This window comes from Streptococcus sp. CCH5-D3 (genome assembly GCF_001556435.1).
Lineage (GTDB): Bacteria > Bacillota > Bacilli > Lactobacillales > Streptococcaceae > Streptococcus.
The window spans coordinates 1-23602 of sequence record NZ_LSIW01000041.1; the positions used below are offsets into that span (position 1 = coordinate 1).

The 23602-nt window shown below is 41.3% G+C and carries 16 protein-coding genes; 15 read left to right on the forward strand and 1 reads right to left on the reverse strand.

What is annotated here, in order from left to right:
- Window positions 1–273: 273 nt before the first annotated feature.
- From rimM to AX662_RS11035, 15 genes are all read left to right on the forward strand, one after another.
- Entirely contained in the window at window positions 274–792 is a 519-nt protein-coding gene (rimM, locus tag AX662_RS02180; protein WP_060971504.1) for a ribosome maturation factor RimM, read from the forward strand.
- Window positions 782–1501, forward strand: coding sequence for a tRNA (guanosine(37)-N1)-methyltransferase TrmD (gene trmD / locus AX662_RS02185; protein WP_002886864.1), 720 nt, complete (start codon window positions 782–784; stop codon window positions 1499–1501). Before rimM ends, trmD begins: the two co-directional genes overlap by 11 nt.
- Window position 1502: 1 nt before the next feature.
- On the forward strand, window positions 1503–2501 hold the full coding sequence (locus AX662_RS02190) for an NAD(P)/FAD-dependent oxidoreductase (RefSeq protein WP_060971505.1): 999 nt from the start codon (window positions 1503–1505) through the stop codon (window positions 2499–2501).
- Window positions 2502–2583: 82 nt separating this feature from the next.
- Window positions 2584–4998, forward strand: coding sequence for an FtsK/SpoIIIE family DNA translocase (locus AX662_RS02195; RefSeq protein WP_060971506.1), 2415 nt, complete (start codon window positions 2584–2586; stop codon window positions 4996–4998).
- Window positions 4999–5212: 214 nt separating this feature from the next.
- Window positions 5213–7408 (forward strand): type I pullulanase, encoded by a 2196-nt coding sequence (gene pulA / locus AX662_RS02200; RefSeq protein WP_060971507.1) that lies wholly within the window; start codon window positions 5213–5215, stop codon window positions 7406–7408.
- Window positions 7409–7577: 169 nt separating this feature from the next.
- Window positions 7578–9458, forward strand: a complete 1881-nt coding sequence (glgB, locus tag AX662_RS02205; protein WP_021143825.1) for a 1,4-alpha-glucan branching protein GlgB — start codon at window positions 7578–7580, stop codon at window positions 9456–9458.
- A 190-nt stretch (window positions 9459–9648) separates the two neighbouring features.
- The gene (locus tag AX662_RS02210; RefSeq protein WP_060971508.1) at window positions 9649–10791 is read left to right on the forward strand and encodes a glucose-1-phosphate adenylyltransferase; all 1143 of its coding nucleotides are present in this window, start codon (window positions 9649–9651) and stop codon (window positions 10789–10791) included.
- The gene (gene glgD, locus AX662_RS02215; RefSeq protein ID WP_060971509.1) at window positions 10781–11917 is read left to right on the forward strand and encodes a glucose-1-phosphate adenylyltransferase subunit GlgD; all 1137 of its coding nucleotides are present in this window, start codon (window positions 10781–10783) and stop codon (window positions 11915–11917) included. The genes AX662_RS02210 and glgD overlap by 11 nt, the downstream gene beginning before the upstream one ends.
- Window positions 11914–13344, forward strand: a complete 1431-nt coding sequence (gene glgA, locus AX662_RS02220; RefSeq protein WP_060971510.1) for a glycogen synthase GlgA — start codon at window positions 11914–11916, stop codon at window positions 13342–13344. The genes glgD and glgA overlap by 4 nt, the downstream gene beginning before the upstream one ends.
- Before the next feature lie 344 nt (window positions 13345–13688).
- Entirely contained in the window at window positions 13689–16094 is a 2406-nt protein-coding gene (locus AX662_RS02225; protein ID WP_060971511.1) for a glycogen/starch/alpha-glucan phosphorylase, read from the forward strand.
- Between the two features lie 211 nt (window positions 16095–16305).
- Window positions 16306–16866: a GNAT family N-acetyltransferase gene (locus AX662_RS02230; protein ID WP_060971512.1), complete on the forward strand. Its 561-nt coding sequence runs from the start codon at window positions 16306–16308 to the stop codon at window positions 16864–16866.
- A 107-nt stretch (window positions 16867–16973) separates the two neighbouring features.
- Entirely contained in the window at window positions 16974–18503 is a 1530-nt protein-coding gene (locus tag AX662_RS02235) for a DUF1310 family protein (RefSeq protein ID WP_060971513.1), read from the forward strand.
- Window positions 18484–19074 (forward strand): hypothetical protein, encoded by a 591-nt coding sequence (locus AX662_RS02240; protein ID WP_060971514.1) that lies wholly within the window; start codon window positions 18484–18486, stop codon window positions 19072–19074. Before AX662_RS02235 ends, AX662_RS02240 begins: the two co-directional genes overlap by 20 nt.
- 827 nt (window positions 19075–19901) lie before the next feature.
- Entirely contained in the window at window positions 19902–20198 is a 297-nt protein-coding gene (locus AX662_RS02245; RefSeq protein ID WP_060971515.1) for a hypothetical protein, read from the forward strand.
- A gap of 50 nt (window positions 20199–20248) precedes the next feature.
- Window positions 20249–20374 carry a hypothetical protein gene (locus AX662_RS11035; protein WP_269449985.1) on the forward strand — a complete coding sequence of 42 codons (126 nt, stop codon included), beginning with the start codon at window positions 20249–20251 and terminating at the stop codon, window positions 20372–20374.
- 449 nt (window positions 20375–20823) lie between these two features.
- Here the strand turns inward: AX662_RS11035 and gshAB are convergent, their stop codons facing one another.
- Window positions 20824–23094: a bifunctional glutamate--cysteine ligase GshA/glutathione synthetase GshB gene (gene gshAB, locus AX662_RS02250; RefSeq protein ID WP_060971516.1), complete on the reverse strand. Its 2271-nt coding sequence runs from the start codon at window positions 23092–23094 to the stop codon at window positions 20824–20826.
- Between the last annotated feature and the right edge of the window lie 508 nt (window positions 23095–23602).

Below are 23602 nucleotides of genomic sequence, written 5' to 3' on the forward strand. Positions count from 1 at the left end.
TAAGACACCGCCTTTTCACGGCGGTAACACGGGTTCGAATCCCGTACGGACTATAAGTGCCAGCTAGAGAAAGCTGGTTTTTTTGTGTCCTTTTTGATAAAATAGAGGGGTTGACTGGCCTAGGCCAGACATTTTATACCACTTTAAAATCATAAATGACAAGACCTTGACCTGATGTAAAATGTTTGTTTTGTGATGGTTATCAGATGATGCCAAGCAGTTGGTCGAGTCGTGGTTTCATTTGAATAAGAAAACATATAATAAGGAAATGCAATGACATACTATAACGTTGGAAAGATTGTGAATACACAGGGCTTGCAGGGGGAACTTCGTGTTTTGTCTGTAACAGATTTTGCGGATGAGCGTTTTAAGAAGAAGAGTGTCCTAGCCCTTTTTGATGACAAAGACAATTACATCATGGATGTTGAGATTGCGAGTCACCGTAAACATAAAAACTTTGATATCGTTAAGTTTAAGGGGCTTTACCATATCAATGATGTGGAGAAGTATAAGGGCTGCAGCCTCAAGATTGCTGAGGAAAATTTAACAGACCTTGATGATGGGGAATTTTACTACCATGAAATCATTGGCCTTGATGTTTACGAAGGTGATACTTTGATTGGTCAGGTCAAAGAGATTCTCCAACCGGGTGCTAATGATGTTTGGGTAGTAAAACGTAAAGGCAAAAAAGATTTGCTCTTGCCATACATTCCACCTGTAGTTCTCGATGTTGATGTTGCAGCTGGACGTGTTGAGGTTGAGCTCATGGAAGGATTAGACGATGAAGATTGATATCTTGACCCTATTTCCAGATATGTTTGCTCCCTTAGAGCATTCCATTGTTGGTAAGGCAAAGGATAAGGGCCTTCTAGAAATCAACTATCACAATTTTCGTGAAAATGCGGAGAAGGCTCGTCACGTAGATGATGAACCTTACGGTGGCGGTCAAGGTATGTTGCTACGTGCCCAGCCAATTTTTGATACCTTTGACAAGTTAAATGTCACTAAGCCTCGCGTTATTCTCCTAGATCCTGCGGGTCGTACCTTTGATCAGGCCTATGCAGAAGAATTGGCGCAAGAAGAGGAATTGGTCTTTATCTGTGGTCACTATGAGGGCTATGATGAGCGCATCAAAACCTTAGTGACAGATGAGATTTCCTTGGGAGATTTTGTCTTAACTGGGGGAGAGTTGGCTGCAATGACTATTGTAGATGCGACTGTCCGCTTGATTCCTGAAGTTTTAGGTAAGGAAGCTAGTCATAAGGATGATAGTTTCTCATCAGGGCTTTTGGAATTTCCACAGTACACGCGCCCAGCTGAGTTTCGTGGCATGAAGGTGCCAGATGTACTCTTGTCGGGTCACCATGTTAATATTCGACGTTGGCGTATGGAGCAGAGTTTGCGAAAGACTTGGGAGCGTCGACCTGACCTCTTGGAAAACTATGACTTTACGGATGAAGAACGTCAGATTTTAGAAGAGATAAAAGCAGAAGGAAAATAAAATGTCAGAAGAAAAGATATACGATATTACTATTATCGGTGGTGGACCAGTCGGCCTTTGGGCTGCTTTTTATGCCGGCCTACGTGGCATGACTGTGAATATTATCGAAAGTTTGTCAGAGCTTGGTGGTCAGCCTGCCATTCTCTACCCTGAGAAGAAAATCTACGATATCCCAGCCTTTCCTCAAACGACAGGTGCCGAATTGACAGAAAATCTCTTGACCCAGCTTAAGCGTTTTGAAAATCGTGTCAGCATTCATTTGAAAGAGGAAGTTCAAACCTTTGAAAAAACAGAAGGTATCTTCACGATTGCTACTAGCAAGGGTCAACACTTGTCTAAGGCTATCGTCATTGCTTGTGGGAATGGTGCCTTCGCTCCCCGTCCTTTGGGTGTGGACAATGAAGAAGATTATGCGGATAATAACTTGTTCTATAATGTGCATAGCTTGGACCAATTTGCTGGCAAGAAGGTTGTGATTGCTGGTGGTGGGGATTCAGCTGTTGACTGGGCCAATCACCTAGATGGGATTGCTGAGAGCGTGACTTTGATTCACCGACGTGATGCTTTTCGTGCCCATGAGCATAGTGTAGAGCTTCTTCATCAATCATCAGTTAATGTGATGACACCTTATGTACCCCTTGAAATCAAGGGTGAAAGTGGTCTTGCCAAAAGTTTGACTGTTCAAAAAGTGAAGTCAGATGAAGTTGTGGAATTGCCGCTTGATACCCTTATTGTTAGCTTTGGCTTCTCAACCAACAATAAAAACCTTCGTAACTGGAATGTTGACTTTAAACGCTCTAGCATTACTGTCAATGCCCAGTTTGAAACTTCACAAGAAGGTGTTTACGCTATCGGTGATGCAGCAGAATATGAAGGCAAGATTGACTTGATTGCTGTGGGAATGGGTGAAGCTCCTATCGCTATCAACCAAGCTATTCAATATATTGATCCAGATGGTAAGAATCGTCCGGTTCACTCAACATCGTTAATTGAAGAATAATGTCAAAAGAAGACTTTGTCTTCAATCTAAGGAGAGACTTGTCTCTCTTTTTTCATGTCTAAAAACGTGGTATAATACACTTATGGCTACAACGAAAAAAACGAAAAAAGGGACGGCTTCTAAGAACGGTAAGAAGCGTCTTACAAAAGCAGAATTAGACAGACAGAAGGCGATTAAGCGAATGCTATGGACCTTCTTTTTTGCCTTTGTCTTAATTTTCCCAGTCTTTCGATTGGGTTTCTTTGGGGTTACCCTCTATAATCTCTTTCGAGTATTTGTGGGGAGTATGGCTTACCCCTTAATTTTTGCTATCTATGTTTATCTCTTTGGCTTTAAATGGTTACGTAAACACAGTAACTATGTCACAGGATTTTGGATGGTCTTCGCGGGGCTCTTGTTGGAGTTTCACGCCTATCTCTTTAGTCTAGATCGTATGAGCGGTCTCGATATTTTCCCTGGTACCAAGGACTTGCTTTTTGGGGAACTTGTGAGTGTGCAAGTCGCTCGTTTTGCGGGTGGTGGTATGTTGGGTGCTCTTCTGTACCAACCGATTTCCTTCCTCTTTTCAAATATTGGTAGCTTCATGATTGGGGTATTGATTATTCTCTTAGGGGCTTTCATTCTTAGCCCTTGGGATGTCTTGGATATCATGGAGTATGCTAAGGAAGCTTGGCAAAAAGGGGCTGAGAAGCGTTTGGAACGGACGGCTCAGCGTCAGGAGAAGAAGGCAGAACGTCAGGCTCAGAAAGAACGCGAAGCAGAAGAACGTGCCGAAGCTGAGCGTCTGGCTGATTTGACTGTTGACGAGGAGACGGGAGAAATCTTAGATGATGCCGCAGAGGAGTTACCACAAGAAACTGAGATTTTTGCACCTGAACCTGAAATCAGTGATTATGCCTCTGAGGACTACTATGATAATCTGCCTCCGGAGGATTATGAGAATTTCCAAGAAGATTATGCACCTTATCCAGAGGATCTGCCAAGAGAGGAGTTTCCCCCATCTATGGTGGTTGAGGGAGATGATGCTCCTGTCGAGGTTGATTTCACACCGAAGGAACTCCTGCAGTATAAATTACCTCATATAGATCTCTTTGCACCTGATAAGCCTAAGAGTCAATCTAAAGAGAAGAACATCGTTCGTAAGAATATTCGAATCTTAGAAGATACCTTCAAGAGTTTCAATATTGATGTCAAGGTTGAGCGAGCTGAAATTGGACCGTCAGTGACCAAGTATGAGGTCAAGCCTGCTGTTGGGGTCCGGGTCAATCGCATTTCAAATCTAGCTGATGACTTGGCTCTGGCTCTAGCTGCGAAAGATGTCCGTATTGAGGCACCTATTCCTGGAAAATCTTTGGTTGGTATCGAAGTGCCTAACTCAGAGATTGCGACGGTTTCTTTCCGTGAACTTTGGGAACAGTCCAAGACGGATCCTAATAAGCTCTTGGAAGTTCCTCTTGGTAAGGCGGTTGATGGTTCGGCTCGTAGCTTTGATTTGGGACGGATGCCTCACTTGCTAGTCGCTGGATCTACGGGTTCTGGTAAATCGGTTGCGGTTAACGGAATTATCTCTAGTATTCTTATGAAGGCTCGTCCCGACCAGGTGAAGTTCCTCATGGTCGATCCAAAGATGGTTGAACTTTCGGTTTACAATGATATTCCTCATCTTCTTATCCCTGTAGTGACCAACCCACGTAAGGCCGCCAAGGCTCTCCAAAAAGTGGTAGATGAGATGGAAAATCGTTACGAACTCTTTAGTAAGTTTGGTGTGCGTAACATTGCTGGCTACAATGCCAAGGTGGAAGACTGGAATTCCCAGTCGCAAGAAAAACAGATTCCCCTGCCTTTAATTGTGGTTATCGTTGATGAGTTGGCTGACTTGATGATGGTAGCCAGTAAGGAAGTGGAAGATGCCATCATTCGTCTAGGACAAAAAGCGCGTGCTGCGGGAATTCACATGATTCTCGCCACTCAACGTCCGTCGGTTGATGTTATCTCTGGTTTGATTAAGGCCAATGTGCCATCTCGTGTGGCCTTTGCGGTGTCTTCGGGAACAGATAGTCGTACCATTTTAGATGAAAATGGGGCAGAAAAGCTACTCGGACGTGGGGATATGCTTTTCAAACCGATTGATGAGAACCACCCTGTTCGTCTACAAGGTTCCTTCATCTCTGATGATGACGTGGAACGTATTGTGACCTTTATCAAGGATCAGGCTTCAGCTGACTATGATGAGAGCTTTGATCCTGGTGAAGTTTCTGAAAATGATTTTGGTGGAGGTTCCTCTGCCAATGGTGGTAGCTCAGAAGGTGACCCACTCTTTGAAGAGGCCAAGGCTTTGGTCCTTGAAACACAAAAAGCCAGTGCTTCCATGATTCAACGTCGTCTGTCAGTTGGTTTCAACCGTGCCACTCGTTTGATGGAAGAGTTGGAAGAAGCAGGCGTTATCGGACCAGCTGAAGGTACCAAACCACGTAAGGTTTTGATGACTCAAGAATAATGAACTGGAAAGAGTCTCAAGCCTGGTTTTTAAAAGAATTAAAATAGACAAAAGAAATGAGAAAAATGAGTGTTTTGCCATTTATTTTCTCATTCTTTTTTTATGTTCAAAATAGACCAAAAAATTGCAAAATATTCCATAAGAACGCTTACAAAACGAACAATTTTTGCTATAATAGGAGAAAGAGTGAGTAACAAAAACTAAGGAGTAAAAAATGGACAATTTATTAACCGTTCATTTTCATAGTATGCATGGCGACTATTCCAGATACAGTATGTGGAAGTGGCTAGATGGTTATTGGGGCGAAGAAGCCCATTTTTCACGTGAGGATGATTTTGGCCTTGTTGGTCAGGTTACTTCTCCCTCCAATCGTTTTATTGATTCTGTCAATCTTTTGGTCAAAACGGAAGACTGGTCGAGGCAAACACATGATTACCGTGTCCGACGCTTCCTAGGGGATGCTCCCAATGCTATTTGGATAGTTGAAGGTGATCCAACTGTTTATTATTCTAAACAGGCAGCCTTGACTAGCCATAGTTTCGAAGGTCGTGACCAGCATGCCTTTGATATGGCACTTCGTAGACAGGAATTTGATCAGAAGTGGGGCTTTCAAGGTTGGTTAGGTCATAAGTATGAAAAAGGGGCTACAGAGTTTCGCCTTTGGTCACCTCTAGCTCGTCGTGTGAAGCTCTTGCTTTTTAAAAAGGGCAGTAAAAACCCTAAGATCATTAAGATGAGCCGAGGAACCAGTATCAATAAGGACCGTCATGAGATGAATACTCACGGTGTTTGGAGTGCCACTGTCAAAAAGGATTTGGATGGGGTAGCCTACCAATTTCGTGTGTATCATGAGGAAAGCTTCTATCAGGATACAAGAGACCCCTACAGTATTGCCCTTAGCTTAGATAATAAAAAAAGTTTGGTGGTCAATCCTAAGAGACTTGTCCCAAGAGGGTATGAAAAGGTTACTAAGCAAAAAGCGAGCTGGCGTAAGGCAAATGCTTGCTCATCCGTAATCTGTGAAATGCACCTCCGTGACTTCTCGATTTCAGAGACGTCTGGGGTTAAGAAGTCCTATAGAGGAACCTATCTAGGTGCTTGTCAGAAAGGGACTAGAAATGCCCATGGAGATGTGACTTGTTTTGATTACCTCAAACGTATGGGCTACAACTATGTCCAACTGCAACCGGTCTTTGATCACCATAAAACCTACGATAAAGGTGGGAAGCTTCTCTACAACTGGGGGTACGATCCTGAAAATTACAATGTTCCGGATCGTCAGTTTGCTGCTGATCAAAAGAATCCCGTGGCACCAATTTTAGAGCTTAAGAAAATGATTCAGGCCTACCATGAAGCAGGAATAGGGGTTATCATGGATGTGGTTTATAACCATACTTACTCATCTTACAGCTCTCCTTTCCAACTATCTGTGCCGGCTTATTACTACCGTATGCATGACAATGGGTCTTTCCAAGATGGATCAGGCTGTGGAAATGAGACAGCCAGTGAAAAGGAAATGTACCGTAAGTATATGATTGATTCCTTAACCTATTGGGCAGAAGAATTTGGAGTGGATGGTTTTCGTTTTGACCTTATGGGCTTACATGATGTTGCTACGATGAATGCCATTCGTTCGGCCATGGATGATATTGATCCTAGGATCCTTCTTTATGGTGAAGGATGGGATATGGGAATTGGACTTCCTGTAGACCAAAAGGGCAAGAAGGATAATGCAGCCTTGATGCCTAGAATCGGATTTTTCAATGACAATGCGCGTGACGCGGTCAAGGGGGCAGAGGTCTATGGGTACATCAATAACGGCTATGTGTCTGGAGCCCCATTGGAAGACCAGATTGCCAAGAGTCTGCTTGGTAGCCGTGGTTTTGTAAACTACCTCATGCCAGGTCAGGTCCTCAACTATATCGAAGCGCACGACAACTACAATTTGAATGACCTTATGCATCATTTGCATCCACATGATTCGCCAGAAGATATTGAAAAACGTATTTACTTGGCAAATGCTCTTAATCTAAGTATGCAAGGGATGTGTTTCATGCAGTTGGGACAAGAATTCCAGCGTAGTAAGATGGTTGCAACAGGTGAAGATGGAAATTACACGGAAGCGGATGTTAAGCGTGCCATGAATAGCTACAATGCCCCTGATGCTGTTAATCAGGTGGATTGGAATCAAGTGACTCTTAAGAAAGACTTGGTTGCTAAAGTTGCCAAATTAATTGAGCGTAAGCAAACCGTACAAGAATTTTCATATCGTTCATATGCAGATATTTACGATAATCTCTATGTCGCAAAAGCTGAGTACGATTCAGGTATTGTTGAATTACATATTTCTGGAAAATTACGTAAGACTTTTGTGTTCGATAATATGAAAAAAGATTTGGAGATTTACTGACAAGAATGTCAAAAAATGTTATAATACAGTAAACGCTTACATAAGTGGTTTTGTTTACTTGTAAGCCCTATCGGTCTGAAGGGTTTTCTAGTGTATTTACATATATTTCAATGTTTTAATTTCTTGATAGTTAGAACTATCAAGGCTAGTTTAAGAAAGGAGTGATGGTATGAATCTCGATGAAGCCATGTACACATTTGGAACAGGTGAGAACTTCCACCTTCAGAATTATTTGGGTGTGCATGAATTAGAGGGAGAAGAAGGTTTTATCTTCCGTGTGTGGGCCCCTCATGCTGAGCAGATTCAGGTAATTGGAGATTTCACAGGTTGGTTTGATGAACCTCTGGATATGACCAAAAACCATATCGGTGTTTGGGAGGCGACTTCAGCTCTCCCAGAGGAAGGACAACTCTATAAGTTCTTGGTGAAACGTAAGGGAGGTCAAGTCGTCGAAAAGATGGATCCTTTTGCGACTTACTTAGAGCCTCGTCCTGGAACAGGAGCTGTGATTCGTAAGAAGAAAACTAAGAAGTGGAAGGATGGCCTTTGGATGGGTCGTCGTAAACGCTTTGGTTTCCAAAAACGTCCGGTTAATATCTATGAAGCTCATGCATCATCTTGGAAACTAAAAGAGGATGGTCAACCTTATACTTTCAAAGAATTGAAAGAAGAGTTGATTCCATATTTGGTTGAGATGAACTATACTCACGTGGAATTCATGCCACTCATGGCTCATCCTCTTGGGATGAGTTGGGGTTACCAGCTTATGGGTTACTTTGCTTTTGAGCATACCTATGGCACACCAGAAGAATTTCAAGATTTCGTAGAAGCATGTCACCAGAATAATATCGGTGTCTTGGTAGACTGGGTCCCAGGTCACTATACACAGAATGACGATGCTTTGGCCTACTTCGATGGTACACCAACTTTCGAATATCAGGATCATGATCGAGCTCATAACTATCGTTGGGGCGCACTTAACTTTGACTTAGGAAAAAATCAAGTTCAGTCTTTCCTTATTTCAAGTGCTCTTTACTGGATTGAAAATTATCATATCGATGGTATCCGAGTGGATGCAGTATCTAACATGCTCTATTTGGACTATGATGAAGGTCCATGGATGCCTAACAAGGACGGTGGAAATCGTAACTTGGAAGGCTACGGCTTCCTTCAAAAACTCAATCGTGAAATTAAAAAACGCTATCCAGATGTTATGATGGTTGCGGAAGAATCAACTGCAGCAACGCCAATCACCCAACCGATTGAAGAAGGTGGTCTAGGTTTCGACTTCAAATGGAATATGGGTTGGATGAACGATATCCTCAAATTCTACGCAGAAGATCCAGTTTACCGTCAGTATGACTTCAATCTGATGACCTTCAGTTTCATGTATTGCTTCAATGAAAACTATGTTCTACCTTTCTCACATGATGAAGTGGTTCATGGTAAGAAGAGCATGATGCATAAGATGTGGGGTGACCGCTATAATCAATTTGCTGGTCTTCGTAACCTCTATGCTTACCAACTCTGTCACCCAGGTAAGAAATTGCTCTTTATGGGTTCTGAGTTTGGTCAATTCTTGGAGTGGAAGTTTGATTATCAACTCGAATGGGGTAATCTTGAAGATGAGATGAACCAGAAGATGCAGGCCTTTACTAGCCATATGAATGCTTTCTACAAGGACCATAAATCTCTCTGGCAGATTGATGATTCTTACGATGGTATTGAAATCATTGACGCGGATAACCGTGCTGAAAGTGTGCTTTCCTTCATTCGTAAGGATGACAAAGGCGATAAGGGTGACTTCCTTGTCTGTGTCTTCAACCTAGCTCCAGTGGAACGTCAAGACTTCACTATTGGATTGCCAGTCGCTGGTATTTATCAAGAAGTACTTAACACTGAGATGGAAGAATTCGGTGGTGTCTGGAAAGAAGGAAATCCTGAAACTCGTACCCAAAAGGCGAAGTGGAAGGATTATGAAAATACCCTTAGCTTCACATTGCCAGCTCTTGGAGCAAGTATCTGGCGTGTTAAACGTCGCTTGAAATAAAGGGTAGAATTAAACGTGTACACGATTTGTTTTTCAGGGATGATAGCAAGAAAGTCACGGTTGAAAGAAGCTTTCTGACGCCCAAACTATTGCCACACTGAGGAACTTACTTTAATTGTCATAATCAGTTTCGACTGATTGTCTCACATCCTTTTGAGGATGGAACTAAAAATCATGAGGGGGACTATTCATGAAAAATGAAATGTTGGCTTTGATCCTTGCTGGTGGGCAAGGAACTCGTCTTGGAAAATTGACCCAAAGTATTGCCAAACCAGCTGTTCAGTTTGGTGGACGCTACCGTATCATTGACTTTGGTTTGTCAAACTGTGCCAATTCAGGAATTAACAATGTAGGTGTCATTACACAGTATCAACCACTTGCTTTGAACAATCATATCGGTAATGGTTCAAGTTGGGGATTGGATGGTGTTAACTCTGGTGTATCAATTCTTCAACCTTACTCAGCTAGCGAAGGTAATCGTTGGTTTGAAGGTACCAGCCACGCTATTTATCAAAACATTGAGTATATCGATAGCATCAATCCTGAATATGTTTTGATTTTGTCTGGTGACCATATTTACAAGATGGACTATGATGATATGCTCCAATCTCACAAAGATAACAACGCAAGTCTTACTGTCGCCGTTCTTGATGTGCCACTTAAAGAAGCTAGCCGTTTCGGTATCATGAACACTGATGCTAATAACCGTATTGTTGAGTTCGAAGAAAAACCTGAAAACCCTAAATCTACGAAAGCATCAATGGGTATTTACATCTTTGATTGGAAACGTCTTCGCAATATGTTAGTATCAGCTGAAAAGAGTTCAGTTGATATGTCAGACTTTGGTAAGAACGTTATCCCAGCTTATCTTGAAACAGGTGAAAGCGTCTTTGCTTATGAATTTGAAGGCTATTGGAAAGACGTAGGTACTATCGAATCCCTTTGGGAAGCAAATATGGAGTACATTTCTCCTGAAAATGCCTTGGATAGTCGTAACCGTCAATGGAAAATTTACTCACGTAACGTGATTGCTCCACCAAACTTCTTTGGTGAGAATGCTCATGTTGAAGATTCACTCGTTGTTGATGGATGTTTGGTTGATGGAACTGTTAAACATTCTGTGCTTTCAACAAGTGCACAAATTCGTGAAGGGGCAGTCGTTGAAGATTCAGTGATTATGAGTGGTGCAATTATTGGTAAAGGTGCAAAAATTAAACGAGCTATTATCGGTGAAGGTGCACACATTTCCGATGGTGTGGAAATTGACGGTACAGAAGAAGTGCAAGTCGTAGGATACAATGAAGTAGTGGGGGTACCAAAAGATGAAGATTGATAAATATTCTGCAATTCTAGGAAATACCGTAGGATTCCATGACATGGGTGGTTTGACTGAGCACCGTCCTATTGCCAGCCTACCATTTGGCGGAAAATATCGCCTCATCGACTTCCCGTTGTCTAACTTGGCTAATGCTGGTATCCGTAGCGTCTTCGGAATCTTCCAAAACGAAAACATCAGTTCTGTCTTCGACCATATTCGTTCAGGTCGTGAGTGGGGCTTGTCAACACTCCTCAGCCACTACTACCTTGGTATTTACAACACTCCTGTTGAAAGCTCAACTGTTGATGAGGAATACTATCGTCAAATTTTGACTTACCTTAAACGTTCAGGCTCAGATCAGACTGTAGCTCTTAACAGTGATGTTTTGGTCAACATTGATCTTAACCAAGTTTTCCACCTTCACAATACAACAAAACCAAAAGTTACTGTGGTCTACAAAAAACTTCCTAAAGAACTCATTTCAGATGTAAACAGCGTTTTAGAAATTGATGACTCTGACAAAGTGCTTGGTCATGAGCTCTTCCAGGGTGGCGATAAAGAAGTTTACAATATGTCTACAGACATCTTTGTTGTGGATACACCATTCTTGATTGAAAAATTGGAAGAAGAAGCAGCTAAAGAAGAACCTCGTAAGCTTCGTTATGTACTTCGTGATTTGGCAGTTGCTGAAAATGCTTTTGCTTACGAGTACACTGGTTACCTTTCAAATATCCACTCAGTAAAAGCGTACTTTGATGCTAACTTGGATATGCTGGAATCACAAAAATTCTATAAACTTTTTGCACCAAACCAAAAAGTTTATACAAAAGTTAAAAATGAAGAGCCAACATACTATGCAGACTCTTCTGAAGTTAAGCTTTCACAATTTGCATCTGGTTCGATTGTTCGAGGTAAAGTTGAGAACTCAATGATTTCACGTAATGTTGACTTTTCTGAAGGTTCTAGTGTTAGCCATTCAATTATCTTCCCACGTGTTACAGTTGGTAAAGGCGCTACAGTTGAGTATGCGATTGTGGATAAAGGTGTTGAAATCGCTGAAGGTGTTACTATTCGCGGTACAGAAGATAATCCAGTTGTCATCAAAAAAGGTAGCGTTGTAACAGAGGATATTGTACGATGAAAATTTTATTTGTAGCTGCTGAAGGTGCACCTTTCGCTAAGACTGGCGGTTTGGGTGACGTTATCGGTGCTCTTCCTAAATCTCTAGTCAAAAATGGTCACGAAGTTGCTGTAATTCTCCCATATTATGATGTGGTATCGGCTAAGTTTGGCGATCAGGTTGAAGACCTTGGCTTCTTCTATACAAATGTTGGTTGGCGTCGTCAATATGTCGGCATCAAGAAAATTGTCCGTGATGGTGTGACGTTCTTCTTCATTGATAATGAACAGTATTTCAACCGTGGTACGGTATACGGTGAGTGGGATGATGGTGAGCGTTTTGGTTTCTTCCAAATGGCTGCCCTTGAGTTGATGGAAAAAGTGGACTTTATTCCAGATATTCTCCATGTTCATGACTACCACACAGCCATGATTCCATTCCTTCTTAAGGAAAAATACCATTGGATTCAAGCTTACCAAGGTATTAAGACAGTCTTCACTATCCATAATATTGAGTTCCAAGGTCAATTTGACAGTGGTATGCTTTGGGAAATCTTTGGTGTTGGTTACGAGCGTTATGCTGATGGTACGCTCCGTTGGAATGACTGCCTCAACTGGATGAAAGCAGCTGTTCTTTACGCAGATCGTGTAACAACAGTTTCTCCATCATACGCTGGTGAAATTCAAACACCTGAATTTGGTAAAGGTCTTGATCAAATCATGCGCATGGAATCTGGTAAGTTGTCTGGTATTGTTAATGGTATCGATACGGACCTCCTTGATCCAGAAACAGATACTCACATTCCTTATCATTTCTCAGTGGATGATTTGTCAGGTAAAGCCAAAGACAAGGCAGCTCTTCAAGAACGTGTTGGTCTCCCAGTTCGTGAAGACGTTCCATTGATTGGTATTGTGTCACGTTTGACTGACCAAAAAGGTTTCGATTTGGTTGTCAACGAACTTCACAACATCTTGCAACATGATGTTCAGATTGTTCTTTTGGGTACTGGTTACAGCGACTATGAGAATTCTTTCTCTTGGTTCGGTCACGCTTACCCAGAAAAAATGTCTGCCAACATTACTTTCAACCTAGAGTTGGCTCAACAAATTTATGCTGGTTGTGACATTTTCCTTATGCCTTCAGCCTTTGAACCATGTGGCCTCTCTCAAATGATGTCTATGCGCTATGGTACCTTGCCAGTGGTTAGCGAGGTTGGTGGTCTTCGTGATACTGTTGAACCATACAACCCTGTGACAGGCTCAGGTACAGGATTCTCATTTGGTAACTTCTCAGGTTACTGGATGGTTCAAACCCTTGAAAAAGCTCTCGATGTTTACGAAAACAATGCTGATGCTTGGAAACAACTCCAGCACAATGCTATGACACGTGACTTCTCATGGGATACAGCAAGTTTGGCATATGTTGATTTGTACAAACAATTAGTATAATTGCAAAGATAACTTTTCTCGCAAGGGAAAAGTTATCTTCGTGTAAAGCGTTTGAAAACGCTTCTATATAATCTTGACAAAAGTCAGGATAGCATCTCTCAATCTTGCTGATAAAGCAATGAAAGAGAAGATATCTAAAAATCTGAATAGAAGACTAACTCTAATCGTGTTTAATAAACCTGACTGTTTTGACAGTTTTTTAAATAAAGATTTTGAAATATCTGTTTCGAATCTTGATTGGCAAGGTTTGGAAGTTTGAGGAAAATTTCCAGTTCCCTCTTATCTGAATAGATGCCTCTGTAAGAAGTGTATTGAAGATAAGGAAGTAGTAAGAAAGGATTTCTATGCAACTCGAAAATTTAACAAAAGAACAATTCATCCGTGACTTTAAAGACACGCTCCATCATGAGCAGTTGATTAAAGTTGCTAAGGCCACACCAACGGAAATTTTTACAGCTCTGGCTGGTTTGGTCCGTAAATATTACACTGACACATGGATTACACGTAACCATGCACTTTCAGACAATCAAGAAAAGATTGCTTACTACTTCTCAATCGAATTCCTCCCAGGTCGTATGTTGGAAACTAACCTCCTCAACCTTGGTATTCTTGACCTTGTTAAAGAAGGATTCGCAGAACTTGATATCGATTTCCGTGAAGTAGTAGAAGCTGAGCATGATATGGCACTTGGTAACGGTGGTCTTGGTCGTTTGGCTGCTGCCTTCATGGACTCGCTTGCAACTACTGGTTATCCAGGTTTTGGTAATGGTCTTCGTTACCGTTACGGACTTTTCAAACAACGTATTGTTGATGGTTACCAAGTAGAGCTACCAGATGGTTGGTTTGGTTCAACAGGAAATGTTTGGGAAACACGTAAAGACCATGATATTGTCTATGTAAAACTCTTTGGTGATGTTGTCCTTGAAAGTGACGAAGATGGTCGTTTTGTTCCAACTTATAAGAATGCTCAAGTTCTTCGTGCTGTGCCTTACGATGTGCCACAAATCGGTTATCAAAATGGTGTGATTAACAACCTTCGTCTTTGGGATGTAGAAATTCCTGAAGAATACGAATTGGATTACACAACTTTGGAAGCTCGCCGTCGTGTGAAAGATATTACAGCCATTCTTTATCCAGATGATTCAACAATTGAAGGTAAAGAATTGCGTTTGGTTCAAGAGTACTTTATGACAAGCGCGGGTCTTCAAACAATCATTAAGTCTTACCTTAAGATGGGCTTGCCATTGAAAGATATTCACGAAAAGGTATCTGTTCACATCAATGATACTCACCCTGCGGTTGCACCAGCTGAATTCATGCGTCTTCTCCTTGATGAATACGGTCTTTCATGGGAAGATGCTTGGAATGCGACTGTTAAGACAATGAGCTACACTAACCACACTATTCTTCAAGAAGCTCTTGAAAAATGGGATCAACAGCTCTTCAAACGTGTTCTTCCACGTGTTTACCAAATCATCTTGGAAATCGATAACCGTTACATCGCTGAAATGGCTGGACGTGGTATTGCTGCAGATGTTATCGAACGCACTCGTATCGTGAAGGATAACCAAGTCCACATGGCTAACTTGGCGATTATTGGTGGTCACTCAGTCAATGGGGTTGCCAAACTCCACACAGAACTTCTTAAAGAAGATACCCTTCACGACTTCTATACTATTTATCCTGAAAAATTCAATAACAAGACAAATGGTATCGTTCAACGTCGTTGGACACAAATTGCAGCGCCAGAACTTTCAGCGGCAATTGATGACGTGATTGGTAACGGTTGGCGTAACGACATCCATGAGCTTGAAAATCTTACAACCTACTTGGATGACAAGGAAGTATTGAACCAGTTCTATCAAGTTAAGAAAACTGCTAAACAACGTTTGGCAGACTACATCAAGGAAACAACAGGCGTAGAAGTGTCTACAGATGCTATCTTTGACGTGCAGGTTAAACGTCTTCACGCATACAAACGTCAATTGCTTAACCTTCTTCATATCATCAAACTTTATTGGGACCTTAAAGATAATCCAGATAAAGACATGGTACCTCGTGTATTCATCTTTGGTGCCAAAGCTGCTCCTGGTTATCACTTCGCAAAATCAGTTATTAAGCTCATCAACGAAGTTGCCAACCTTGTTAACAATGATGAAAGCCTTCAAGGAAAACTTAAAGTTGTCTTCCTAGAAAACTACCGTGTCAGTCTTGCGGAACTTATCATTCCAGCAGCTGATGTCTCTGAGCAAATCTCATTGGCTTCTAAAGAAGCATCTGGTACATCAAACATGAAATTCATGATGACTGGTGCTATCACCTTGGCAACACTTGACGGTGCCAACATTGAAATCAAGGATGAAGTAGGCGATGAGAATGTTGTCATCTTCGGTATGGACAAGGACGAAGTTTATGAACACTATGCACGTCACGATTACTACTCTCGTGCAGTTTATGAGAATAACCCAGTCGTTCGTCGTGTCGTTGATACCTTTGTTAACGGTACGATTCCAAAGGCTCAAGCTGAAGGTACTGAAATCTATGAAGCCCTCATCACCCACAACGATGAGTACTTCCTCTTGGAAGATTTCACCGCTTATGTAGAAGCTCAAGAGAAAATCGATGCGCTTTATCGTGATCATGACAAGTGGGCACGTATGAGCTTGGCAAATATTGCTAAATCTCATAAGTTCACTTCAGATGATACGATTACAGAGTATGCTAAAGAAATTTGGGAATTGAAAAAATAAGCGATAGCTTATGAATCACAAAAAGACAAAGGCTAGAAATGGTCGTTGTCTTTTTATTTTTAAGAAGAGAGGAGTCGTAGACAGCCAAGCAGCATTTATACACGGCAGTAGGAGTTTACCAGTAGACTTATCTTAGCCCTTGAAACTTGCACTTGCTTATCAAGATGTTATAATGACCTATAGGTATAAGCATCAAAAAGGGGGGAAATTTATGGCTTTACGCAGCCAATTGATTACCAAAGAGTTTCCAGAATTAGATAGGGTAGAGCGCTTAAACAACGAGGCCTTTCCAGAAGAAGAACGTATTCCATTAAGTGACTTCTTAAAATTGGATGGTCGTGATGATTATCATTTCTTTGCCTTTTATGACGAGGATGATTTTGTTGGATTTGCCTCAGTTCTCTACAATGCCAAAGTTTTTTATGTGAGCTTCTTCGCCATCGTACCTCAAATGCGGAGTCATGGCTACGGAAGTGAGATTATTGATAAACTGGTGGACTTTTATGGACCATCTCGTTCTATGGTCTTGGAAGTAGAGCGCTTGGATGAACCCAATGACAATCCTGAGCAACGTGTGGCGCGTTGGGATTTCTACAAGCGTAATGGTTTTAAGACTTCTAATGCCTTCTTGGAATACGAAGGTTTGAGCTTTGAGATTCTCTATCGTAGCGATCACTTTGACGAAAAAGCCTACAGAGACATATTCCACAAACTTCAGGAAAATGCTTATTTTGATTTTAGTATCAAACATCGTCGCTTGAGCGATTTATAAACAATTCATTCAAACAGGTCTTAGTCGGCCTGTTTTTTTCATTTGTTTTCAACGTTTGCCAATCCTTTTCAGAATATTTTGTCCTCCTATGCTATAATGGAAGTACTATGAAGAAAGTAATTTTACAGTATCTGGCAAGTGCCCTGGCTGTAATCCTCATACTTGGTCTTGTGGTTTTCAATCGACAGCGCAATCACTCTTTGGTAAAGAAGGTCAAAGACCCTGAGATTTCCTATATTTATCAGGATTCTTTGGAAAATATAGATAGACTGGCACTTAGTCAGGCTGGGGTTATCCAATCTTATCAACTCGATGCTTTGTCTGTTAGGAAGGAAGACGGGAAGATTTACCTCGTTCTCCATATCAATCATTCCTATGATATGCAGGTAAATCTTGTCCTAAAGTCTGATATCTACGGTGATTTATCTGTGGTTCAAGCGACGCCATCAAAGGCTTTAAAGCTGGCCTTGGAGGACGCGTCTTATCAGAAACGCTTGACCTTGATTTCACAAAAGGCAGATGCTATTATGGCTCGTGACCACTGGGATCAGGGCATTAAGCCGGCTTATGTGGCTCAGGTGAGAAGTAAGATGAAGAAGACTTCTCTGACCCAGCTAGACAAGGTTCTACGGGATATTGACCAAGAAAGTAAGGAAGTGGGCTCAGATACCTATACGGCCTTTTTCCAAGCTTCTCAACTACCTAATCATGACAAGCTCAATTTGGTTATGGAGCACATGCAGGTTTATGTGGACAAGTACCAGTTCCTCCAGTTAGGGAAGTCAGGTTATAAATTTTCCAAGAAGCTAGAGCCAACCAGTCCTTTTTATAGTTACTTCCGTGAGGCTATTATGGAGACCTATCAGACGGATCTAGGGCTTGGGGTGGATGACTTAGGTATCAAGCTCCATCTTTTTAGGTCTTGGATTGATAAGCAGTCCATGGACTATATTAGGACCAACTACAAGGGCAAGACAGATTTAGACAAACTTCTGGCCTACAGCAAGGACAAGAAGATTCATTTGGATTACACTACGGGTGCTTCCTACCATAATCGAAGCTTGGGAGACTTTACCTATCCGCAGAACATGAAAATTCAGCTACCTCAGACCAGTGTCATGGGCCCATACGGAGTTAGCAATTCCCGTTTTATTGAGTTTATTGTCAATATGGATACGGGGAGATTTGTCTCTGAGTGGAATGTCTACAAGAAAAGGAAAGACGGTAGCATCGACTCTAATCCTAAGCATTATAAGATTGAAGACGGTGCTGACATTGCCGATACTGATTCTGCTAACTATGGGCTGTCTAAGGGCTTGAATGCTGACCTACCAGCCTATCTCAATAATAGCCATACCTATCTCGATGTTCGTCACCCTGCGGATAATGCGATTAGACGCAAGATGGTTAAAAAGTGGAAAAATGCCAAGAATGTCTTAAATGGTGGGCGCTATGCTGATATTGTTAAAAAAGGAGGCCTGAAAGACCTTGAAACATGGAAACAAGTTAAAGCTGAAGACCGTCTCCAGGTCTACAATGCTTACCTTGATTATATTCGCTCTCATCTTGTGCTTAATGGGTTTGACAGCTTTTACCAAGAAACCTACAATCCCCAAGGTGGAGACAAAAAAGACTGAAACCCTTGATAGTGTTCTTGTCGCTAAAAATTTCTATCGTGTAAGGGATGCCTATGCCATCAAGCTCTACGGGCAGGATGAGGGGATGTCCTTTGATGTGGCTGGTCAGAGACTCTTTGGGTCAAATATTGCTATTAAAGATGGTCTGTTATATGGCTCCAGTCTTGGAGATTTGACCATTGAGGCTTATTTTCAGGGGGAGCTGTCCTACCTTTTAGTGGCCACTCAAAAGCTACCTGTGGATAAGGCTCGCATTAAGTCTAACCATTATAGTCAGGACATCGTTCTGAATAACGTTTGGTCTAGTCTGGAAGGTCAAGAAACCTCCAACAGTATCATCACTCAGTTTCAGGATAAGACCTTGCTTAAGCTGCGGATCAGTTACAACAAGGATTTCCTTCCGACTAAGATTCAAGGTTTTTACAATAGCCAAACCTTTAATGGCTGGCGGGACATATTTTATATAGATTATCCATATAGTGATCAGGAAGCTTTCAATCAGGCTCAAGATGCCTATATACAACACATCCAGTACATGGAAACGCATCCTGAGGAAGAAGCAGGAGAGTAAGGCTAATAGAGTAAAAGCGCCTTTATGAACTATAATCCGCATATGTAAGGGTTGCTAGAGCGCATATTATGGACAGCCTATACCACATATAAACCACAAAATAGATAATCTGAAGAGGACCAAAAAGGCCAGTGCAAATGCACTAGCCTTTTTTGTTGTTATGAAAACCCCAAGGCCTAATAAGGCGAAGAGGCGCATAAATCTAAAAAGAAAAAGATTGCTGTTGTTTTGTGTCATAGAGGACACGTTATGAAAAAAGTATATGCTGTAGGTTGCTTAAGCCTACAAAGAATATTATACCAGTCAAACTGTAAATAAACAATGTGAGATGAACTAAAGCAAAGGAAACCGATCTTAAACACCGAGAAAGCAGTGAAAAACAAAATTCGAAATGTTATTTTGTAATTCCCTACTCAGAACTATATATAGTGTGCTAAAAATCAGCTACTTAATCACACAAAAAACGAAAGGGGACTTATGCAAATGCAAGAGGTATATCAATTAGACTTGAAATGTCATCTTACTGATTGAAAAGTGACTATCTTTTATAATAAAAAAGACTAGTAGGCATGAGAGAATTTTATGGTTTAAACAATTTTCTTTTATACAGAAAAAATCAAGCATAATAATGTTGGCAAAAAAGTCTGATTTTTATGGAAGAATTTATAAGGCTGGCTAAAGTTAGTTTTAAAATGGTGTGCAAAAAATCGGCTATAATCAAAAGTACACATGCTATGGAAGACTAAAAAGTTTTTATGCTTTCAATAATTTTCTTTTTTAAAAATAAAATCGAGAATAATAATTTTGTATAGAAAAGGAGCCCATCAATGGCAGAATTTATAAAAGATTTGTTGAATAGAATGATTCAACACAGCAGCAATTTAATTCAGTTTTTAGAGTTGGTAACAAAGTGGGTAGTTTTACTAATGTTCCTCATTACTTTGGCAAGCACGGTGCTTGCTGCTCGTCGTTCGTCTAAACACTACTATGCTAAGTGTCGGAGACAAAAGAAGGAATCAAGTGAAGAATCTTTGTCTAAACACCTAATCAACTACCAGCCTGCGCGTGGAAGTCCATCTTATCTCAAATTTTATTATCAATTTTACAATATTAGTCGTGATTAGAATAAAAAAAGGAATAATAAAAGTATAAACAAGAAAAAGGAGGTGGCAACATGCAACCAACGGAGATGATTATTGCATTAATCACAATTTCCACACAAATCATCAATTGTGCTGTTGATGTTTTGAGATATAATAGAGATTCAAAACATATCGCAAAACACGTTAGAAAGAAATAAAAAGATGTTAGTTAGAAAACAAAAACCAGGGAAAGACCGTCCCTGGTTTTTTGTCGTACCTGAAAAAGCACGGAGTCAACCAGGTACAAAGAAAAGTTTGATTTATGAGGTAGGCTAATAACCTACGAGGATATTCTATCATAGAAACGTATTTGATATTGCACCCCTAGTGCTTTAATGGTAGAACGAAGGCGCGCTAGTTGAAAGAACTATTTGAGGTTATTCATCTGTTGCCTTATGACAGGCGCTTTTTTGTGCCAAAATTTCTTTGATGAATCATCAAAGGAATAGTATTAAATGAGGTTTAAGGCCTAACAAATAGAGTGATAGAAAATATAACGAAAGGGTCTAAATTGGAAAGGAAGAAAACACCTAACAGCAACCAATACTCAAACTGTTAGGACCTCAGAATCTCACATGTTGACAAAGGTGCTTTATATGTTGACAGTTTAGTTTTGATGTTTAAGAGCTACCAATTCTGGAAAAAGCTTGTCTAGGATTTTTGGAGTGATAGCTTGTCCAGGACCTTCAGCACAATAGGTGTGCATATACATAGAGGGATTGAAGTTGAGCTCGATACAAGTGCAATGAGGTTTTTCCTTGCTAGCAGGCTGAGTTTTATCTGGAATGATGAGGTCAACCCCGCAAGCCCAGGCCCCCATGCTAGTCGCCATAGCTGCAGCTAATTCTTGATAGGATGAATCCATGGTCTCAGTGACATCAATAGAGTCACCACCCGTAGAGATGTTGGAGTTACGGCGGAGATTGACCTTTTTCCCTTCTGGGAGAATATCATCAGGTGCATAACCTTGCTGAGTCAACATCAATTGTTCAATGTCTCCTAGCTCAATGATTTCCAGAGGTGAGCGGTGGTCACGGCCTCGCAATGGATTGGCATTTTTCTGAGCGACTAATTCACGAATGGTGTGTTTGCCATCACCGACAACATTGGCAGCGACACGAAGGAGAACAGCCTCACAACGCCCGTCCAGAATGAAGAAACGGTATTCAGTTCCTGGGATAAATTCTTCAACAAGAACAGCTGTATCTTCTGCAAAGGCAATCTCGAGGGCTTTCTTATAGTTATCAAGGCTGGCAGGCTCTTGGAAAATGGAAATGCCCAGACCGAAGTTGGTTGATTTTGGTTTAACCACAATTTGCTTGCCCTTGATAAGAGGATAGTAGGCTAGACCTTGTTCTAGACTAGTAAATTCATCGCCGGCAGGGACAGGGAAGCCAGCATCAGCCAGGATTTTTTTGGTCACGGTTTTATTAGCCATGGCAAGAGGAACTACATAGTTGTCTTTTGAGGTCATGTTACCATTTTTGACGTACTCAACATGATCTTTATGCCAGAGTTTAAGGAATTGATCCTGCTCATCTAGGATTTCAAAATGAAGCCCTTTTTGAATGGCATCAAAGAGCAGCATCTGGGTAGAAAGTTCCATCTCCTCATAACCCTTAAGGGCATAGTGGGCAGTCCAGTCGTAATCATGATAGGCAAGAGCCTTGTCAAGGGCAAAGTCAGCAAGGGACTTGTCTTTGATATGAGGAAGAAGTTGAGCAGCTAGTGTCTGACTAGGATCTGCAAAGGCATCTTTAACTTGTTTGACCAAACCTTGATGATAGTCACCAAGCCCAAAATGTTGCACCAGTTGGTCTAGAGCTGTCGTAATGTTCTGAGTTTCAGCTTCAGAAGGTAGAGGTTCTAAAGGATGAGAGAGGGCAATTTTTTCATTCAGCGCGTGAGCTTGAGCCAGAGCCTGATCAACATTTTCAGGGGCATCCATCCAGAGGAAGGCTAGAAGGAGTAGGTGTACGGTATCCATGGTAGTTTGGCTAATACCGATACGCTCAAAGGGGTTGAGGTCGAAGTTACGGAATTCCAGGTAAGTGATTCCCTTGTCAAGGAAGGAACGATTAACCTTTTGTCCACGGAAACGAACAGCTGAGTAAAATTCCTTTTCTGCAATCAAATCACCTTGTTCGATATAGTTTTCGATGGCAGAGACATAGTCTTCTAGGTTTGCAAAAGATACTTGGATTTCTTCCTTATTGACATAACCATGGTCGCTGTTTCGGAAGGAACGCACGGGTTCTGGCACTTCTTGGTCGAAGAAGTCTTGCTCAGCAACAGGTGCAGCACCAAAGAGATAAGTAATCACCCAACGATAGCGCAAATAGTTCTGAGCCAGCTTAAGATAGAGGGCGTTTTTGAAAGCAATTATATCAATCTGGTCACTTTCTTGGAATAGGGCCTCAACCAAATCTTTCCCTAGTTCCATATTATAGTGGATACCTGAGATGGCTTGTAGTTTAGTTCCGTATTTTTCGGCCAAGTAGTTACGATAATGGCGTTCAAATTCATTTTCCAGTTGGGCAATTTGGATTTCTTGGGCGTTGATACGAGGAGGCATGGACAAGGGCCAGAGAAGTTCATCTTTACTGATGGAACGTCCAGCTACATCGGTAATGGCTCCAAGAAATCGACGAGCCTCAGTGGTAGATTTAGCAACTGGTGTGATGAGTTCCATCTGAAACTCACAAAAATCTGTTTGAATATAAGGGTGGAAACTTCGAGCTCCTAGGCAGGAAGGGTGAGGCGTATGTGCTAATTTTCCCTGTCTATCGACACGAAGACTTTCGCGTTCAATTCCAAAGTTAGCTTGAAGGATAGGGCTAGTAGGCTCCAGCTTTTGAAGCAGTTGATTTATAGTCATAGAGTCACCTTTTCATCTAATGTTAGTGATAGTCTATTATAAATAGGAGAAGAAAACAACTTTCCGCTACGGTTAAGGGGAATTTCCGAATGTTTTAGATAAGAATTCTTAAAACCAGTTGCTTTTTAGCTCTATTATATGCAAAAATTGTAAAATACCCACCGATTTTTTGGTAAAATGTTATTTCTCTTGCAATTTAAATCAAATTAGCCTATACTAATGACGTATATATAAGAATGAAAGCATCCCTAGGGTCTGCCCTCAGGGGCTTTTGTATGCTCTCAAAAGGGTATAACCGTTCTTTTATAGATAAAGGATGAGCGTTAAGAGTAGCTTTCAGACAGTATGCTCTGCTCAAAAATGATGCTTTCACCGTGATGGATTACAGGACTAGCTTATATCTATCAATGCCTGAAACACGCTCTGCTCAGGGTAGGCGATATTTTTCGCCGAGGTAGGGGTCATCCTGAACCTATTTGCACTTGTTCGAAGTTGCTCGCGATTCGAC

Bases quoted from the DNA above. Each gene is read 5' to 3' on its own strand.
- AX662_RS02225 (WP_060971511.1), top strand. From the start codon at position 13,689: ATGCAACTCGAAAATTTAACAAAAGAACAATTCATCCGTGACTTTAAA.
- pulA (WP_060971507.1), top strand. From the start codon at position 5,213: ATGGACAATTTATTAACCGTTCATTTTCATAGTATGCATGGCGACTAT.
- AX662_RS02245 (WP_060971515.1), top strand. From the start codon at position 19,902: ATGGCAGAATTTATAAAAGATTTGTTGAATAGAATGATTCAACACAGC.
- gshAB (WP_060971516.1), bottom strand. From the start codon at position 23,094: ATGACTATAAATCAACTGCTTCAAAAGCTGGAGCCTACTAGCCCTATC.
- glgA (WP_060971510.1), top strand. From the start codon at position 11,914: ATGAAAATTTTATTTGTAGCTGCTGAAGGTGCACCTTTCGCTAAGACT.
- rimM (WP_060971504.1), top strand. From the start codon at position 274: ATGACATACTATAACGTTGGAAAGATTGTGAATACACAGGGCTTGCAG.
- AX662_RS02210 (WP_060971508.1), top strand. From the start codon at position 9,649: ATGAAAAATGAAATGTTGGCTTTGATCCTTGCTGGTGGGCAAGGAACT.
- AX662_RS11035 (WP_269449985.1), top strand. From the start codon at position 20,249: ATGCAACCAACGGAGATGATTATTGCATTAATCACAATTTCCACACAA.
- AX662_RS02230 (WP_060971512.1), top strand. From the start codon at position 16,306: ATGGCTTTACGCAGCCAATTGATTACCAAAGAGTTTCCAGAATTAGAT.
- AX662_RS02195 (WP_060971506.1), top strand. From the start codon at position 2,584: ATGGCTACAACGAAAAAAACGAAAAAAGGGACGGCTTCTAAGAACGGT.
- AX662_RS02190 (WP_060971505.1), top strand. From the start codon at position 1,503: ATGTCAGAAGAAAAGATATACGATATTACTATTATCGGTGGTGGACCA.
- glgB (WP_021143825.1), top strand. From the start codon at position 7,578: ATGAATCTCGATGAAGCCATGTACACATTTGGAACAGGTGAGAACTTC.
- trmD (WP_002886864.1), top strand. From the start codon at position 782: ATGAAGATTGATATCTTGACCCTATTTCCAGATATGTTTGCTCCCTTA.
- glgD (WP_060971509.1), top strand. From the start codon at position 10,781: ATGAAGATTGATAAATATTCTGCAATTCTAGGAAATACCGTAGGATTC.
- AX662_RS02235 (WP_060971513.1), top strand. From the start codon at position 16,974: ATGAAGAAAGTAATTTTACAGTATCTGGCAAGTGCCCTGGCTGTAATC.